General features: G+C 44.2%; 15 protein-coding genes. 12 read left to right on the forward strand and 3 right to left on the reverse strand.

From position 1 onward, the window contains the following. Positions 1-281 precede the first annotated feature (281 nt). A complete protein-coding gene (locus BACINT_RS06530) occupies positions 282-986 on the forward strand; it encodes a YgjP family zinc-dependent metalloprotease (protein WP_044154917.1) in 705 nt (234 codons plus the stop codon). Between the two features lie 105 nt (positions 987-1,091). Here BACINT_RS06530 and BACINT_RS06535 read toward each other — a convergent pair whose 3' ends face one another. After that, positions 1,092-1,490 carry a hypothetical protein gene (locus BACINT_RS06535; protein WP_007661580.1) on the reverse strand — a complete coding sequence of 133 codons (399 nt, stop codon included), beginning with the start codon at positions 1,488-1,490 and terminating at the stop codon, positions 1,092-1,094. Positions 1,491-1,614: 124 nt separating this feature from the next. On the opposite strand from BACINT_RS06535, the gene BACINT_RS06540 reads away from it, so the two are divergent. From BACINT_RS06540 to BACINT_RS06585, 10 genes are all read left to right on the forward strand, one after another. Beyond that, the gene (locus tag BACINT_RS06540) at positions 1,615-2,439 is read left to right on the forward strand and encodes an alpha/beta hydrolase (protein ID WP_007661581.1); all 825 of its coding nucleotides are present in this window, start codon (positions 1,615-1,617) and stop codon (positions 2,437-2,439) included. A gap of 38 nt (positions 2,440-2,477) precedes the next feature. Continuing rightward, complete coding sequence (locus BACINT_RS06545) at positions 2,478-4,814, forward strand: glycoside hydrolase family 3 N-terminal domain-containing protein (RefSeq protein ID WP_007661582.1); 2,337 nt, start codon at positions 2,478-2,480, stop codon at positions 4,812-4,814. Between the two features lie 717 nt (positions 4,815-5,531). Then, entirely contained in the window at positions 5,532-5,999 is a 468-nt protein-coding gene (gene rimP / locus BACINT_RS06550) for a ribosome assembly cofactor RimP (RefSeq protein WP_007661583.1), read from the forward strand. 4 nt (positions 6,000-6,003) lie between these two features. Further along, the gene (gene nusA / locus BACINT_RS06555; RefSeq protein WP_007661584.1) at positions 6,004-7,326 is read left to right on the forward strand and encodes a transcription termination factor NusA; all 1,323 of its coding nucleotides are present in this window, start codon (positions 6,004-6,006) and stop codon (positions 7,324-7,326) included. A gap of 67 nt (positions 7,327-7,393) precedes the next feature. Further along, positions 7,394-10,480, forward strand: a complete 3,087-nt coding sequence (gene infB, locus BACINT_RS06560) for a translation initiation factor IF-2 (protein ID WP_007661585.1) — start codon at positions 7,394-7,396, stop codon at positions 10,478-10,480. 101 nt (positions 10,481-10,581) lie between these two features. Next, positions 10,582-11,088 carry a CvpA family protein gene (locus BACINT_RS06565; protein ID WP_007661586.1) on the forward strand — a complete coding sequence of 169 codons (507 nt, stop codon included), beginning with the start codon at positions 10,582-10,584 and terminating at the stop codon, positions 11,086-11,088. Next, positions 11,088-12,545 carry a Fe-S cluster assembly protein SufB gene (gene sufB / locus BACINT_RS06570; protein ID WP_007210913.1) on the forward strand — a complete coding sequence of 486 codons (1,458 nt, stop codon included), beginning with the start codon at positions 11,088-11,090 and terminating at the stop codon, positions 12,543-12,545. Before BACINT_RS06565 ends, sufB begins: the two co-directional genes overlap by 1 nt. Before the next feature lie 24 nt (positions 12,546-12,569). Beyond that, complete coding sequence (gene sufC, locus BACINT_RS06575) at positions 12,570-13,322, forward strand: Fe-S cluster assembly ATPase SufC (RefSeq protein WP_007661587.1); 753 nt, start codon at positions 12,570-12,572, stop codon at positions 13,320-13,322. 3 nt (positions 13,323-13,325) lie between these two features. Further along, on the forward strand, positions 13,326-14,669 hold the full coding sequence (gene sufD / locus BACINT_RS06580) for a Fe-S cluster assembly protein SufD (protein WP_007661588.1): 1,344 nt from the start codon (positions 13,326-13,328) through the stop codon (positions 14,667-14,669). 23 nt (positions 14,670-14,692) lie between these two features. After that, positions 14,693-15,907, forward strand: a complete 1,215-nt coding sequence (locus BACINT_RS06585) for an aminotransferase class V-fold PLP-dependent enzyme (RefSeq protein ID WP_007661589.1) — start codon at positions 14,693-14,695, stop codon at positions 15,905-15,907. 66 nt (positions 15,908-15,973) lie between these two features. Here BACINT_RS06585 and BACINT_RS06590 read toward each other — a convergent pair whose 3' ends face one another. Beyond that, positions 15,974-17,017: a CNNM domain-containing protein gene (locus BACINT_RS06590; protein WP_044154808.1), complete on the reverse strand. Its 1,044-nt coding sequence runs from the start codon at positions 17,015-17,017 to the stop codon at positions 15,974-15,976. Positions 17,018-17,104: 87 nt separating this feature from the next. Then, positions 17,105-17,446 (reverse strand): hypothetical protein, encoded by a 342-nt coding sequence (locus tag BACINT_RS06595; RefSeq protein WP_225663114.1) that lies wholly within the window; start codon positions 17,444-17,446, stop codon positions 17,105-17,107. Positions 17,447-17,613: 167 nt separating this feature from the next. On the opposite strand from BACINT_RS06595, the gene BACINT_RS06600 reads away from it, so the two are divergent. Continuing rightward, positions 17,614-17,934 (forward strand): heavy metal-binding domain-containing protein, encoded by a 321-nt coding sequence (locus BACINT_RS06600; protein ID WP_007210905.1) that lies wholly within the window; start codon positions 17,614-17,616, stop codon positions 17,932-17,934. Positions 17,935-18,015: the final 81 nt, after the last annotated feature.

An 18,015-nucleotide genomic window follows, 5' to 3' on the forward strand; every position in this document is an offset into this window, starting at 1 on the left:
TATAATTATTCATATATATTATTCCTGTTTACCTATTAGACGTAAGTTACTTAAAAAAGGTTGCATGTTTTTTTCTCTTTTTTTCAGAAACTTTTTAGTGAACGTCCGGTCATGTTATATAAGTCAATATTCATGCCAAATCTATAAAGTGTTGATATATAGAATGTCTTCTTTTGAAGCATGTGTTCATTTTCGGACACTTGTCCGTTTTTGGTTGCCCGATCACTTGTATATTCGGATGATATTTCGTTCATTTGTCTGTTTATTCATTGGGAGATTTTATTGTTTTGGAAAATGTATTGGAAGATAATGAACTTGGGCGTTTCCTTATTAAGGTGAATACCCGTGCCCGGCGCCTGACTTTCCGTACGCGGGAAGATGCCGTCTATGTAACCGTTTCGCCCGGAACTACGATGAAAGAGGTGAAGGATGCAATAGAACAGTTGCGTCCTCGTCTGCGGATAGCCCGTAAAAAACATACCCGTCCTTTGATAGACTTGAACTTCCGGATAGATACGGAGTTCTTCAAGCTAAGTCTTGTAAGCGGACAGCGTGAACGCTTTCTTTCGCGTTCCGAACTGGGCGAGATGCAGATTATTTGTCCTCCGGGAGCCGATTTCTCGGATGAAGGATTACAGGCATGGTTGCGTAAAGTCATTGAAGAAGCCTTGCGGCGTAATGCGAAGATTATTCTTCCACCCCGTCTGTATATGCTTTCGCAAAAGCATAACCTGCCTTATCAAAGTGTAAAAATCAATTCCAGCAGTGGGCGTTGGGGCAGTTGCTCGGCACGGCGTAACATAAATCTTTCTTTCTATCTGGTCTTACTTCCGAAGCACCTGATAGACTATGTGCTCTTACATGAATTGTCTCATACTCGCGAAATGAATCATGGAGAGCGTTTCTGGGCACTTCTCGACGAACTGACGGAAGGAAAAGCCCAGGCATTGCGGAAAGAGCTGAAAGAATACCGCACGGAAATATAGGATCGTTTTACCCACTCCCTACCTACTCCTTACTATAGAACAGGGAGAAGGTGGGGAGCAGATGAGAGGTCGGTGAGACTTAGTAATACAGTGGGTATAGTCTATCTATTTCTGTGATAACTGTTTTACTTCCTCATTTTCTTTTTCAAAACGATAGGTTCCCCCTCTTTCGCTTAGTTCGAACAAGGAAAGTTTTTCGGTTTCATTATCCACAATAAGCAGTGCGCTCTGTTCGGCAAAACGTTTCACGTCAATGCTGAATGGCTCTTCTGTTATTTTTTTATTCACCAGTACGCTGTCATTAATCATTAGTGATAAGGAGTCTCCTACAAATCCTTTCGTTAATGTAATGGTATATGTTTCAATGAAATTCCGGTCTTCATCTTTCTTTTTATCCAGACGCAGACTCATGTAAACGAAGATGACTACTACGAAAATAACAGCAAAAGCCAGGATGCCGTTGCCTACCATAAACTGTTTGTTAGTATTCAGACGATGTGCCATAAAGTTTGAAGTTTTAAGAAAGGTACAAATGTAACGAATAGATGCTATATTTCAGTACCTGAAGAGTAACTTTCTTAGATAAATTGCCTAATATTGCAGTTGCAAAACTTTAAATGAAGATGCCATGAAAAGGAAAGTGACTCTCCTGTTGCTATTATTCTGTATATTTACCCTGCATGCACAAGGAGTGTATAAAACGGATAAAGACCTTTCTTATGTTTCCGATGAGGAAACTGATGCCTATCGAAAAGAACGTTGTAAACTGGATGTCTACTATCCGGTGGACAAGAAAGATTTCCCTACCATTGTATGGTTTCATGGTGGGGGACTGGAAGGTGGCGGTAAGCATATTCCACAAGAATTGATGAATAGAGGCTTTGCTGTAGTAGCGGTGAATTATCGCTTGAGTCCCAAAGCCCAAAATCCTGCTTATATTGAAGATGCTGCCGCGGCTGTGGCGTGGACATTCAGCCATATAGAAGAATTCGGTGGTAGTAAAGATAAGATATTTGTTTCCGGTCATTCGGCAGGAGGTTATCTTTCATTAATGCTGGCTATGGATAAAAAGTATATGGAAGCTTATGGTGCGGATGCCGATAAAGTAGCCGCTTATCTTCCTGTTAGCGGGCAGACCGTAACCCACTTCACTATTCGCAAAGAACGGGGATTGCCGAATGGTATTCCTGTTATTGATGAGTATGCCCCTGTGAATCGTGTACGCAAAGATACCCCTCCCATAATACTGATTACTGGTGACCGTAACCTGGAAATGGCGGATCGTTGGGAAGAAAATGCATTGCTTGCTTCGGTGCTAAAGAATATCGGGAACAAGAAGTCTGCTTTGTACGAACTGCAAGGTTTTAATCACGGCACAGTGCTTGAACCGGCTTGTTTCCTGATTATAAACTATATCCGTGACTACTGTAGAAGCATGGCAGGTCAGAAATAAGTAAGATAAAACTATCTTATTAAATAAAAAACAAAACCATGAGTAGAAAATTGATCTTATTTGTAGCCCTCTCCGGGCTGGTGTCAACTGCTATGGCACAAACTACGGTAGCGCCCGCTATTCCAAGAGACGAGAATATTGAGAAAAAGGTGGAGGCACTGCTCGAAAAGATGACCCTCGAAGAGAAGATTGGCCAAATGACGGAACTTACCATTGATGTCATTACTAAACGTGATAATCCGACTAAAGAGTTCCAGATAGACGATGCATTGCTGGATACTGTTATCGGCAAGTATAAAGTAGGCTCTATCCTGAATGTTCCCCAGGGCATTGCCCAATCCAAAGAGAAATGGGAGGAAATTATTAAGAAGATACAGGATAAATCCATGAAGACCATGGGTATCCCTTGTATTTATGGAGTAGACCAGATACATGGGACCACCTATACGTTGGGCGGTACTTTCTTCCCCCAAGGTATCAATATGGCGGCTACTTTCAACCGGGAACTGGTTCGTGAAGGGGCCCGTATTTCCGCTTACGAAACTAAAGCCGGTAGTATCCCCTGGACATACGCTCCCGTGCTCGACCTGGCTCGCGATGCCCGCTGGCCCCGTCATTGGGAAAATTATGGCGAGGATTGCTATGTGAATGCAGAGATGGGACGCGAAGCTGTCCTCGGTTTCCAGGGCGGTGATCCTAATAATATAGGAAAGCAACAAGTAGCAGCTTGTATCAAGCATTATATGGGATATGGTGTTCCGGTATCGGGTAAAGATCGTACACCTTCATCTATTACTGTGCAGGACATGCGCGAGAAGCATTTTGCTCCGTTCCTCGAAGGTATCAAGGCGGGGGCTTTGTCTGTCATGGTGAACTCTGCCATGAATAATGGACTTCCTTTCCATGCCAACTATGAGCTGTTGACGCAGTGGCTGAAAGAAGACTTGAACTGGGACGGTATGATTGTGACTGACTGGGCGGATATCAACAACCTCTATACCCGCGATAAGATTGTCGGAAGCAAGAAAGAAGCAATTAAAGTGGCTATTAATGCTGGTATCGATATGTCTATGGTTCCTTATGAATGGAGTTTCTGTATCTATCTGAAAGAATTGGTGGAAGAAGGTGAAGTTCCTATGAGCCGTATTGATGATGCAGTGCGCCGTGTGCTACGTATGAAATATCGTTTGGGCTTGTTCGATACGCCTGCTTACAGGCATCAGGATTTTCCGTTGTTCGGTGGAGAGGAACATGCAACTGCTGCTTTGCGGGCTGCCGAAGAGTCTGTGGTATTGCTGAAAAATACAGAAGGTATCTTGCCGTTGGTTTCCGGTAAGAAAATACTGCTGACAGGACCTAATGTGAACTCCATGCGTACGCTCAATGGCGGCTGGTCCTACACTTGGCAAGGTGATAGAGCTGATGAATGTGCTACTGATTACAATACTATTCTTGAATCGTTTACTAATAAGTTCGGTACTTCCAATATCATCTACGAACCGGGTGTCACTTACAAAAAAGGTGGTGCTTGGTGGGAAGAAAATATCCCTGAAATAGATAAGGCTGTAGCAGCAGCGGCTAATGCCGATTATATCGTTGCCTGTATCGGTGAGAACTCCTATTGTGAAACTCCGGGTAACTTGTCGAATCTTTTCCTTTCCAAGAACCAGCTTGATCTGGTGAAAGCATTAGCTACGACCGGAAAGCCGATTATCCTTGTTCTGAATGAAGGCCGTCCACGCATTATCAACGAAATAGAGCCATTAGCAAAAGCCGTTATCAACGCTATGCTTCCGGGTAACTATGGTGGTGACGCTTTGGCAAACCTCGTGGCAGGTGATGCTAATTTCAGCGGAAAGATGCCTTATACCTATCCGAAAGAAATCAACTCGTTATTCACTTATGACTATAAGCCGTGTGAGGACCTTGAGAAGATGCAGGGTGCTTATGATTATGATGCCGTGATGTCCGTACAGTGGGCTTTCGGTTACGGATTGAGTTATACTACCTATGCTTATAGCAACCTCAAAGTAGACAAGTCCAACTTTACAGCCGATGATATACTTACTTTTACGGTTGACGTAAAGAATACAGGTAACCGTATTGGCAAAGAAAGTGTCCTGCTATTCAGCAGTGACCTGATAGCTTCGTTGACTCCCGATGTTCGCCGCCTGCGTGCTTTTGAGAAAGTAGAACTGAGGCCGGGTGAAGGTAAGACCGTAACGTTGAAAGTAAAAGGTTCCGATTTCGCTTTCGTAGGTTATGACGGTAAATGGATTTTGGAAAAAGGTGATTTCCGCATCCAGACGGGTAACCAGACGTTGAATATCAGTTGTACGGATACAAAGAAGTGGGATACGCCGAATAAAGAGTGATAGGGCGATAGGGGATAAAGTAGTTCCGCTTATTACAGTGTGTTATTTATTACTATTTGTATTAATTTATTAATGTGAAATCTGCTATTTCTAAACGGTTGATTATCAGGTGTGTTATAATGATGATATCTCAGTATCATACTGAGGCCCTTTAAGTATGCGACTAATCCTGCAAATGTTTTGATTTATAAGTATTTATTGTTTGTATTGGAGACGTCTATCACACCGAATCATCGTTTTGCTTAAAACGGAAAAAAATGAACTAAATGCAATAGCTAACTCCGTTCTTAGGCATTCCTATACTTTTTCCCTTCCAACGGTTAGCCTTTTCCATCCGAACATTTATTCTTTCCACCGTGGAGTTTCTTTCTTTCCACCATGGTGGAAAGAAAGTTTCCCCGTGATGGAAAGCAACTTTCTCCATGGTGGAAAGAATAAGTATCTACTACAATTTTCCTTAACCGTCGTAGCGAAAAGAGATAAAAGTGGCGATGCGGCGGCTTAACCTCTGAAACTTATATTATTCATGCGAATCAGGAGGGGAAATTATGTTCATATCCCGTCAGAAATGAAATAGTTACGTCAACTAACCGTTAAAACATTCTTTTTTTCTCTAATATTTTGTAGTCGAATAGATTATTTATATCTTTGCAACCGCAATGGATGAAAGGTGGAGGGGCAATTAAGCTCCTTTTTTTGTTCTTATATAGTTAATCAATGATAGAAAAGAAAACTGTTTGTCAAATTGTTGACGAGTGGCTGGAGGGAAAAGAGTACTTTCTGGTGGAAGTAACTATCAGCCCGGACGACAAGATTGTGGTGGAAATTGACCACAAAGAAGGGGTTTGGATTGAAGATTGTGTAGAGCTGAGTCGATACATCGAATCCAAGTTGAACCGTGAGGATGAAGATTATGAGTTGGAGGTAGGTTCTGCCGGTATCGGACAGCCATTTAAAGTGTTGCAACAGTACATCAACCACATCGGAAAGGAAGTGGAAGTACTGAGAAAAGACGGACGTAAGCTGTGCGGCGTACTGAAAACAGCCGATGAACAGCATTTTACGGTAACCGTGGAAAAGAAGGTAAAGCCCGAAGGCGCTAAACGCCCCACATTAGTGGAAGAGGACGAAACCCTTGCGTATGATGAAATAAAATATACTAAATACTTAATCAGTTTTAAATAAGACTATGGCCAAAAAAGTAGAAACTGTCAGTTTGATAGATACATTTTCGGAATTTAAGGAACTGAAAAATATCGATAGAACCACCATGGTGAGCGTACTGGAAGAGTCGTTCCGTAGTGTGATTGCGAAGATGTTCGGCACCGATGAGAATTACGACGTTATCGTGAACCCGGACAAGGGGGACTTCGAAATATGGCGTAACCGTGAAGTGGTGGCGGATGAAGACTTGGAAAATCCGAACTTGCAGATTGCATTATCGGAAGCACAGAAGATTGATGCTTCTTATGAAGTAGGCGAGGAAGTGACGGATGAGGTAATCTTCGCAAACTTTGGACGCCGTGCTATCTTGAACCTTCGCCAGACGTTGGCTTCTAAGATTCTAGAACTGGAAAAAGACAGTATCTATAATAAATATATTGATAAGGTGGGCAACATCATTAATGCAGAAGTATACCAGATATGGAAGAAAGAAATGCTGCTGCTAGATGATGAAGGTAACGAGTTGCTGCTGCCTAAGACGGAACAGATTCCGAGCGATTTTTATCGCAAAGGAGAAACGGCACGTGCCGTTGTAGCCCGTGTGGACAACAAGAATAACAACCCGAAGATCATTCTTTCGCGTACGTCGCCGGTATTCCTGCAACGTCTGTTCGAAATGGAAGTGCCCGAAATCAATGATGGACTGATTACCATCAAGAAGATTGCCCGTATCCCTGGTGAACGCGCCAAGATTGCCGTTGAGTCATACGATGACCGTATTGACCCGGTAGGTGCCTGTGTAGGTGTGAAGGGTAGCCGTATTCATGGTATCGTTCGTGAGTTACGCAACGAGAATATTGACGTAATCAATTACACGTCCAATATTCAGTTGTTTATTCAGCGTGCTCTCAGTCCTGCGAAGATTTCTTCTATTCGTTTGAACGAAGAAGAACGTAAGGCGGAAGTCTTCCTGAGACCGGAAGAAGTATCGCTGGCTATTGGTAAAGGCGGTTTGAACATCAAACTTGCCAGTATGTTGACTGAGTACACTATTGACGTATTCCGTGAGTTGGATCAGGCTGTTGAAGATGAAGATATCTACTTGGATGAGTTCAGGGATGAAATTGACGGTTGGGTGATTGATGCCATCAAAGCGATTGGTATCGATACTGCAAAAGCAGTGCTGAACGCTCCGCGTGAGATGTTGATTGAGAAGACCGACCTGGAAGAAGAAACAGTGGACGAAGTATTGCACATTTTAAGTTCGGAGTTTGAGGAAAGCGAAGGCGAGCCTGAGTTTGAGGCTGAAGCTGAGCCTGAATCTGAAACAGAAACAGAGACAGAATAAGTGTCTGCTGACATTGGTTTCTGTTTGCACTAACTTCTTTCTCCACATTATTCATTAATTTTTTAGTATGACGATTAGGTTAAATAAAGTAACAAGAGATTTGAATGTAGGAATTTCGACAGTAGTTGAGTTCTTGCAGAAGAAAGGCTTTGCCGTTGAGGCAAACCCCAACACAAAGATTAACGAGGAGCAATACGCCTTGCTCGTGAAAGAGTTCAGTACAGATAAGAATCTTAGACTTGAATCGGAACGTTTTATTCAGGAACGACAGAATAAAGATCGTAACAAAGCATCGGTATCCATAGATGGTTACGAAACTGAAACTGCGGATAAACCGAAAGTGGAAGAAATTAAGACTGTTGTCCCCGAAGATGCACGTCCGAAGTTTAAACCTGTCGGAAAAATTGATTTGGATAAGCTGAACCGGAAACCGGTAGTAGAGAAAGTGGAAGAAAAGAAAGTAGAAGAACCCGTATCTGTGGTAAAGGAAGAACCGAAACCGGAGCCGAAGCCGGAAATCAAACCGGAGCCGAAGCCAGAGCCCAAACCAGAGCCCAGGCCTGAACCAAAGCCGGAACCGAATCCTGAATCCGAACCGGCTCCTGTGGTGAAAGAAATACTGAAACCGGAAGTTGTAGAGAAACCAGCTCCTGCTCCGGTAGTGGCAAAAGAAGAAGTAAAAAAGGAAACGCCTGCTTCCGTAGCACCTGCTGCTAAGGAAGAAGTGAGACCTGCAGTTGCAGAAGAAGCACCAGCAAAGGAGGGAGATGAAATCTTCACCATCCATAAGCCGGAGTTTGTTTCCAAAATCAATATCATCGGTCAGATTGACCTGGCTACGCTGAACCAGTCTACACGCCCCAAGAAGAAGACTAAAGAGGAGAAACGGAAGGAGCGCGAAGAGAAGGAGAAAATCCGTCAGGATCAGAAGAAGCAGATGAAAGAGGCGATTATCAAAGAAATCCGCCGCGAAGACAATAAAGCGAAGGATGGTAAGGAAAAAGAGGCCGATGCCAATGCCAACAAGAAGAAACGTCTTCGTATTAATAATAATAAGGAGAAGGTTGACATTAACAATGCATCCAACTTCCAGCGTGGAAATGACAATCGTGGTGGTGGAGGCAAAGGTCCTCATGCAGGCGGTGGTCAGCAAGGTGCCGGTGGTGGTAACAATCACCAGGGTGGCAACAAGAACAACAACCGTAACAACAATAACAAGGATCGCTTCAAGAAACCGATCATCAAACAGGAGGTTAGTGAGGAAGATGTAGCTAAGCAGGTAAAAGAAACTTTGGCACGACTCACTTCCAAAGGTAAGAGCAAGACTTCCAAATATCGTAAGGACAAGCGCGATATGGCGAACAGCCGTATGCAGGAACAGGAAGACCGCGAAATGGCGGATAGCAAAGTACTGAAGATAACGGAATTTGTGACTGCCAACGAATTGGCAAGCATGATGGATGTTTCCGTAACTCAGGTTATTGCTACTTGTATGAGTATCGGTATCATGGTGTCTATCAATCAGCGTCTGGATGCTGAAACCATTAATCTGGTGGCGGAAGAATTCGGATACAAGACTGAATATGTCAGTGCGGAAGTGGCACAGGCCATTGTAGAGGAAGAAGATGCCGAAGAAGATCTGGAACCGCGTGCGCCGATTGTTACCGTCATGGGTCACGTAGACCACGGTAAAACATCATTGCTCGACTATATCCGTAAGGCGAACGTTATTGCCGGTGAAGCCGGTGGTATCACGCAGCATATCGGTGCTTACAACGTGAAACTGGAAGACGGACGTAAGATTACGTTCCTCGATACTCCGGGGCACGAAGCATTTACCGCTATGCGTGCCCGTGGTGCGAAGGTGACGGACGTAGTTATCATTATCGTTGCTGCCGATGATAACGTGATGCCGCAAACGAAGGAAGCTATCAACCATGCTATGGCTGCCGGTGTACCTATCGTATTCGCTATTAATAAGATTGATAAACCGACTGCCAATGCTGACAAGATCAAGGAAGAACTGGCATCTATGAACTACCTCGTTGAAGAATGGGGCGGTAAGTATCAGTCACAAGATATCTCAGCCAAGAAAGGTCTGGGTGTGAACGAACTGTTGGAAAAGGTATTGCTGGAAGCAGAAATGCTGGATCTGAAAGCAAATCCGAACCGTAAGGCTACAGGTTCCATCATCGAGTCTTCATTGGACAAGGGACGTGGTTATGTAGCTACCATGCTGGTATCGAACGGTACGCTGCGCGTAGGCGATATCGTACTGGCAGGTACAGCGTATGGTAAAGTGAAAGCTATGTTCAACGAACGTAACCAGCGCCTGAAAGAGGCCGGACCTTCTGAACCGGTATTGATTCTGGGATTGAACGGTGCACCTGCTGCAGGTGATACATTCCACGTAATCGATACGGAACAGGAAGCACGTGAAATTGCTAACAAGCGTGAACAGTTGCAACGTGAGCAGGGTCTGCGTACTCAGAAGATGCTTACTTTGGACGAAGTTGGCCGCCGTCTGGCATTGGGTGACTTCCACGAACTGAATATTATCGTTAAGGGTGACGTGGACGGTTCTGTTGAGGCGTTGAGCGACTCACTGATCAAACTGTCTACCGAACAGGTACAGGTGAATGTAATTCATAAAGGTGTTGGAGCTATCTCCGAGTCCGATGTATCATTGGCTGCCGCTTCGGATGCCATTATCATCGGTTTCCAGGTACGTCCGTCGAATGCCGCCGCGAAGATGGCAGAGAACGAAGGTGTGGATATCCGCAAGTACTCAGTGATCTACGATGCTATCGAAGAGGTGAAGGCTGCTATGGAAGGTATGTTGGCACCGGAAGTGAAGGAGCAGGTAACCGCAACTATTGAGGTACGCGAAGTGTTCAATATTACCAAGGTAGGTCTTGTAGCCGGTGCGGTAGTGAAGACCGGAAAAGTGAAGCGAAGCGACAAGGCTCGTTTGATCCGTGACGGTATCGTAATCTTTACCGGTTCTATCAATGCGTTGAAACGTTTCAAGGATGACGTGAAGGAAGTAGGTACCAACTTTGAGTGTGGTATCAGCCTGACGAACTGCAACGATATCAAGGTAGGCGATATTATCGAATCTTACGAAGAAATAGAAGTAAAACAGACTCTGTAAGCGAAATAATCTTTTAGACACGGATTACACGGATTTCACGGATTGGTTTAAAAGAAGAACCGTGTTTATCCGTGTAATCCGTGTCTTTTTCAGATATAGTTATGACAATAATAGATATCATCCTATTGGTGGTGATTGGCGCGGGAGCAGTCATCGGTTTTATAAAAGGTTTCATCAGACAACTGGCATCTATCCTTGGATTGATTGTTGGGTTGCTGGCTGCGAAAGCGCTGTATGTGTCGGTAGCGGAGAGAGTCTTTTCTAGGATAACGGACTCTATGACATTTGCACAGATATTGGCATTTGTTGTGATCTGGGTAGTGGTGCCGTTATTGTTTTTACTGGTGGCATCTTTGTTGACGAAGGCGATGGAAGCAATTTCTCTCGGTTGGCTGAACCGCTGGCTGGGTGCCGGATTGGGGGCATTGAAATTCCTGCTACTGGTGAGCCTGCTTATCTGTGTTGTCGAGTTTATCGACTCGGATAATACGATGATCAATAGAACAATGAAGGAGGAATCCGTGTTATATTATCCTATAGAGTCGTTTGCGGGAATGTTTTTCCCGGCTGCAAAAGAAGTTACAGAACAATATATACTTAATACATAATGCAACCCGAAGAACCCAATAAATATGTAAAGGAACTAACGCAGGAGAAGTACAAATACGGCTTCACCACCGATGTGCATACGGAAGTCATTGAGCGTGGGCTGAATGAAGACGTTGTAAGGCTGATCTCTGCGAAAAAGAACGAGCCGGAATGGCTGTTGGAGTTCCGTCTGAAAGCATATCGTCACTGGTTGACGATGGAGATGCCTACATGGGCACATCTCCGTATTCCTGAGATAGATTATCAGGCTATTTCCTACTATGCCGATCCGTTGGCGAAGAAGAAAGATGCTCCGAAGAGTATGGACGAGGTAGACCCTGAGTTGATAAAAACCTTCAATAAGCTGGGGATTCCCTTGGAAGAACAGATGGCATTGAGTGGCATGGCTGTAGATGCTGTGATGGACTCTGTATCTGTGAAGACTACGTTCAAGGAAACGTTGATGGAGAAAGGAATCATTTTCTGTTCCATCAGTGAAGCTGTACGTGAGCATCCGGATTTGGTGCAGAAGTATCTTGGTTCCGTTGTGGGATACCGTGATAACTTCTTTGCTGCATTGAATTCGGCGGTATTCTCCGACGGTTCGTTTGTATATATCCCGAAAGGGGTACGCTGTCCGATGGAGTTGTCCACGTATTTCCGTATCAATGCGCGTAATACAGGCCAGTTTGAGCGGACGCTGATTGTGGCGGATGATGATTCGTATGTTTCCTATCTGGAAGGTTGTACGGCTCCGATGCGCGATGAGAACCAACTGCATGCTGCTATCGTGGAAATTGTGGTGCATGAGCGTGCGGAAGTGAAGTACAGTACCGTACAGAACTGGTATCCGGGTGATGCCGAAGGCAAAGGTGGTGTCTATAACTTCGTTACGAAACGTGGTAACTGCAAAGGTGCGAACAGTAAACTCTCTTGGACACAGGTGGAGACAGGTTCGGCTATTACGTGGAAATACCCTTCCTGTATTTTGACGGGAGATAACTCTTCGGCTGAATTCTATAGTGTGGCGGTGACGAATAACTACCAGCAGGCGGATACGGGTACGAAGATGATTCATCTGGGTAAGAATACCAGCAGTACGATTGTCAGCAAAGGTATTTCTGCCGGACATAGTGAGAACTCTTACCGTGGCTTGGTGCGTGTAGCTCAAAAGGCGGATAATGCGCGTAACTATAGCCAGTGCGACTCTCTGTTGCTGGGTGATAAGTGCGGTGCGCATACCTTCCCGTATATGGATATCCATAATGAGACGGCAGTTGTGGAGCATGAAGCGACTACCAGCAAGATCAATGAAGACCAGATATTCTATTGTAACCAACGTGGTATTTCTACGGAGGATGCTGTAGGGCTGATCGTGAACGGTTATGCTAAGGAAGTGCTTAATAAGCTGCCTATGGAGTTTGCGGTAGAGGCTCAGAAATTGTTGGCTATTTCGTTGGAAGGCAGCGTAGGATAAGTTTAAAATAAAAAAATAAATATCATGTTAGAAATAAAAGACCTGCATGCCAGTGTAAATGGCAAAGAGATATTGAAAGGCATCAACCTGTCGGTAAAAGCAGGTGAAGTGCATGCTATTATGGGACCGAACGGTTCTGGAAAGAGTACTCTTTCGGCTGTATTGGTAGGTAATCCTGCCTTTGAAGTAACAAAGGGAAGCGTGACTTTCTGTGGTAAGAACCTTTTGGATTTTTCACCGGAAGACCGTAGCCATGAGGGCATCTTCCTCAGCTTTCAATATCCGGTAGAAATTCCGGGTGTGAGTATGGTCAACTTTATGCGTGCAGCGGTGAATGAGCAACGTAAATACAATCATCTGCCTGCTCTCAGTGCAAGTGAGTTCCTGAAGTTGATGCGTGAAAAGCGTGCCATTGTGGAACTGGACAATAAACTGGCTAACCGTTCAGTGAACGAAGGTTTCTCAGGTGGTGAGAAGAAGCGGAATGAAATCTTCCAGATGGCGATGCTGGAACCGAAATTGAGCATCCTGGATGAAACGGATTCCGGACTGGATATCGATGCTTTGCGTATCGTAGCCGAAGGTGTGAATAAGCTGAAAACACCGGAGAACGGTACCATTGTCATCACTCACTACCAACGCTTACTGGATTATATCAAACCTGACGTCGTACATGTGCTTTATAAAGGTCGTATCGTGAAGACTGCGGGACCGGAATTGGCTCTGGAACTGGAAGAGAAGGGGTATGATTGGATTAAGAAGGAGTTGGGAGAATAAATTATGAATGCAGAACAACAATACATAGATCTTTTCTCCCAGACGGAAGCGATGATATGCCAGCACAGCACCGAGGTGATGAATACCCCTCGTGCCACTGCGTTTGCCGACTTTGAGCGGTTTGGCTTTCCTACCCGTAAACAGGAGAAATATAAATATACCGATGTCAGCAAGTTCTTTGAACCGGACTATGGGTTGAACCTGAACCGTCTGGATATTCCGGTAAATCCCTATGAAGTATTCAAATGCGATGTACCCAATATGAGTACCTCCCTGTACTTTGTAGTGAATGATGCTTTTTATAATAAAGCATTACCTGCTTCACATCTACCTGAAGGAGTTATCTTCGGTAGTTTGAAGGAGATGGCAGAGAAGTATCCGGAACTGCTAAAGAAATACTATGGCAAGCTGGCAGATACTTCAAAAGACGGAGTGACAGCATTCAACACTGCTTTTACACAAGACGGTGTGTTGTTATATGTACCTAAGAATGTTGCTTTGGAACGTCCTATCCAGTTGGTAAACATCCTGCGGGGGGATGTGAACTTCTTGGTGAACCGCCGGGTATTGATTGTACTGGAAGATGGCGCACAGGCACGTATGTTGGTGTGTGATCATGCCATGGATGCCGTGAACTTCCTGGCAACCCAGGTGATAGAAGTATTCGTAGGTGAGAATGCTGTCTTTGATCTTTACGAACTGGAAGAAACGCACACAAGTACCGTACGTATCAGCAATATGTATGTGAAACAGGAAGCCAACAGCAATGTATTGCTGAATGGCATGACCTTGCATAACGGTACTTCTCGCAATACCACTGAAGTATTGTTGGCAGGTGAAGGCGCTGAAATCAACCTTTGTGGTATGGCCATTGCAGATAAGAATCAGCATGTAGATAATAATACAATCATCGACCATGCTGTGCCTAACTGTACGAGTAATGAACTCTTTAAGTATGTGCTCGATGATCAGTCTGTCGGTGCATTTGCTGGTCTGGTGTTAGTGCGTCCGGATGCGCAACATACCAGTTCGCAGCAAACGAGCCGGAACCTTTGCGCCACACGCGAGGCACGTATGTATACGCAGCCACAACTGGAAATTTATGCCGATGATGTAAAGTGTAGCCATGGCGCTACTGTTGGTCAGTTGGATGAAAATGCACTCTTCTATATGCGCCAGCGCGGTATTCCGGCACGTGAAGCCCGCTTGTTGCTGATGTTTGCCTTCGTGAACGAAGTAATTGATACCATTCGTCTGGATGCTTTGAAGGATCGCTTACATCTCTTGGTTGAGAAACGTTTCCGTGGCGAACTGAATAAGTGCCAAGGCTGTGCGATATGTAAGTGAGAATATATTAATACCTAAACAACATGTATGATATTCAAAAGATAAGAGCCGATTTTCCCATACTTTCCCGTGAAGTGTACGGCAAACCATTAGTCTATTTGGATAATGGGGCGACGACACAGAAACCGCGTTGTGTGGTGGATGCAATAACGGATGAATATTATTCTGTCAATGCCAATGTGCATCGTGGTGTACATTTCCTGTCGCAACAGGCAACGGAATTGCACGAGGCAAGTCGCGAAACAGTGCGGAAGTTCATCAATGCCGGCTCTATAAATGAAATCGTATTTACAAGGGGAACCACGGAAAGCATCAATTTGTTGGCAGCCAGTTTCGGTGAAGAATTCCTGAGTCCGGGTGATGAAGTGATTGTTTCAGTAATGGAACATCATAGTAACATTGTGCCTTGGCAACTGCTGGCTGAACGGAAGCGTATCAACCTGAAGGTTATTCCAATGAACGACCGCGGTGAACTTCTGATGGATGAATACGAGAAACTTTTTACCGATAGAACAAAAATTGTCAGTGTGGTACATGTCTCTAATGTATTGGGTACGGTCAATCCTATCAAGGAAATGATTAAGGTTGCCCATAACCATAATGTACCTTTTCTGGTAGATGCGGCACAATCCATTCCTCACATGGCAGTGGACGTGAAAGAGCTGGATGCTGATTTCCTTGTATTCTCCGGTCATAAAGTGTATGGTCCTACCGGTGTAGGCGTGCTTTATGGTAAGGAAGAATGGCTGGATAAATTACCCCCTTATCAGGGCGGCGGTGAGATGATAAAGCATGTATCTTTTGAACGTACTACCTTCAATGAATTGCCATTTAAATTCGAAGCCGGTACTCCTGATTATATCGGTACTACGGGACTGGCGAAAGCGCTCGATTATGTTTCTGCCATTGGCATGGATCAGATTGCCGCTTATGAGCATGAATTGACGGAATATGCCACACAGCGATTGAAAACAATCCCTGGTATGCGCATCTTTGGTGAGGCAGCTGCGAAAGGGAGTGTCATCTCTTTCCTTGTGGGTGATATTCATCACTTCGATATGGGCACATTGCTCGATCGTCTCGGTATTGCCGTACGTACAGGACACCATTGTGCCCAACCGTTGATGCAACGCCTCGACATAGAAGGAACAGTGCGTGCTTCCTTTGGAATCTATAATACAAAAAAAGAAATCGATGTCTTGGTGGCAGGTATTGAACGTGTCGGTAAGATGTTTTGATTAGTGATTAGGGGGTAGTGATTAGTGATAACCATCCGCATAGCGCCAATCACTACCCCCTAATCACTAATCATTAATTTTCGCCTCTGCCAGCTTCTTCTGCCACTTATCCCGTGCCAGCTTCTGCATATCCGTTACGGAGTCTTTTTCATCCACAATCTCAAAACCTAAGGCTGTTTCGATAATATCCTCCATTGTGACAATTCCCCAGAAGCAGCCATATTCATCAATCAAGATTGAAATATGCTCTTTCTTTTCAAGCATCTGTTCCCAAACCGTGGAAACAGGACTATTCTTCGGGAAGGAAAGGATAGGGCGGGCCACATCCTTCAGACACATATCGAATCTGTCTTCTGCTAACTTTTCGAGTACAGTCTGCCGCAACACATATCCTGTGATATAATCTTCGCTATCATTATAAATTGGAATACGAGAGTAAAACTTATACTTTCCATCCTGATAGAACTCTTTCAGAGACATACTTTCGGGAGCTGTTGCCACTACAGTACGGGGAGTCATAATGGATTGTGATTTTACTTTATCCAGTTTAATGAGGTTTTGTATCATCTTGTTTTCTTTCATCTGGAAAACACCTTCTTCTACCCCGATGGAAATCATAGCCGAAACCTCTTCGCGGCTTACGGATAATTCTTGTTTGCCGGAAGAAAACAGACGGGTAATCAGCTCGGACAACCACACCAGGGGATAACAGATAATAATAAGGAAATTAATGATACGGGCTGATGGAAGTGCCAGTGTGCGCCAGTAGCAGGCGCCTATCGTTTTAGGAATGATCTCTGAGAGAACGAGAATTAAGATAGTCAGTATGGCGGAGATTACACCGAAGTAAGCTTCTCCGAATATCTTTACCGCTTCGGCACCGACACCGGCCGCACCGACGGTGTGGGCAATGGTATTCAGAGATAATATGGCGGCAATAGGCCGGTCGATGTCTTGTTTGAACTTCTTTAATAAAATAGCGCTTTTCCCGTGTGTTTTCTCTTTGGTGGAGATGTACGACATTGGGGTAGATAATAAAACAGCTTCCAGGATGGAGCATAAAAATGATAATGATAATGCAATGGTTAAATATAATATAACAAGTCCCATATATAAGTTTATTAATTAGACATAGCGGAACGAATGTATGATTCGTCCCGGATAGAATATAAAAATACGGTAATAGAAGGACTTGTGCTAAAGCCGGTATATACAAAGTAGGGAGCGTTCGGGTGAATATACGCTCCTGAGGTTGCACGGTTGGCTACCGTCACTGTATTGATATAAATTAGCGTTCTCAGTAGAGAAAGTATAAGTAGTCGTAGTCTCTGCACAGAGCTTGCGCGCACGGTTTAAAGAAAGTGTACGTGAGATAACAGCTTCATCGTTAAACTCTCCCGACGAATGATGCTCATTTTGTTCGATGCAAAGAAAGGGAGGTTCGTTCTCGGAAAAGGAATTATAATCTTCTGGTTGCAGAGCAAAAAGCACTACGACCAGATACATCATTATTTTAAATATAAAATGCTTTGTTTCCATTTCTTCGGCACAAAGATAGATAAATGCTGACTTTGCTCATATATAGGTGCTCTCTTTTTTGTTTTTTTATTATAATGAAGAGGTATAAAAGCTCTCGCTACTGCAACTTTTCGCTTTATTCGTGCGTCTAATAGGGTACAAATAACTTAAATAAATAGAGAAAGATTATGTTAGTAACAACAACCCCAACTATCGAGGGTGGACGTATCACCCGCTATTACGGTATCGTTTCAGGCGAGACGATTATCGGTGCCAATGTATTCCGTGACTTTTTTGCCAGCATCCGCGATGTAGTGGGCGGACGTAGCGGCTCTTATGAGGAAGTGCTGCGCGAAGCGAAAGATATCGCCCTGCGTGAAATGCAGGAACACGCCAGAGCTCTCGGAGCAAATGCCGTGATAGGCGTGGATTTGGATTATGAAACTGTAGGTGGAAGCGGTAGTATGCTGATGGTAACCGCTTGCGGTACGGCTGTGACAGTAGAATAATAAATACAGGAGGTTGAATTCTAAGTCCTCTCCAAACAATATCTATAAAATCTTACCCAAGTTTACGAACATTAACGTATC

Origin of the sequence: Bacteroides intestinalis DSM 17393 (assembly GCF_000172175.1) — a bacterium.
GTDB lineage: Bacteria > Bacteroidota > Bacteroidia > Bacteroidales > Bacteroidaceae > Bacteroides > Bacteroides intestinalis.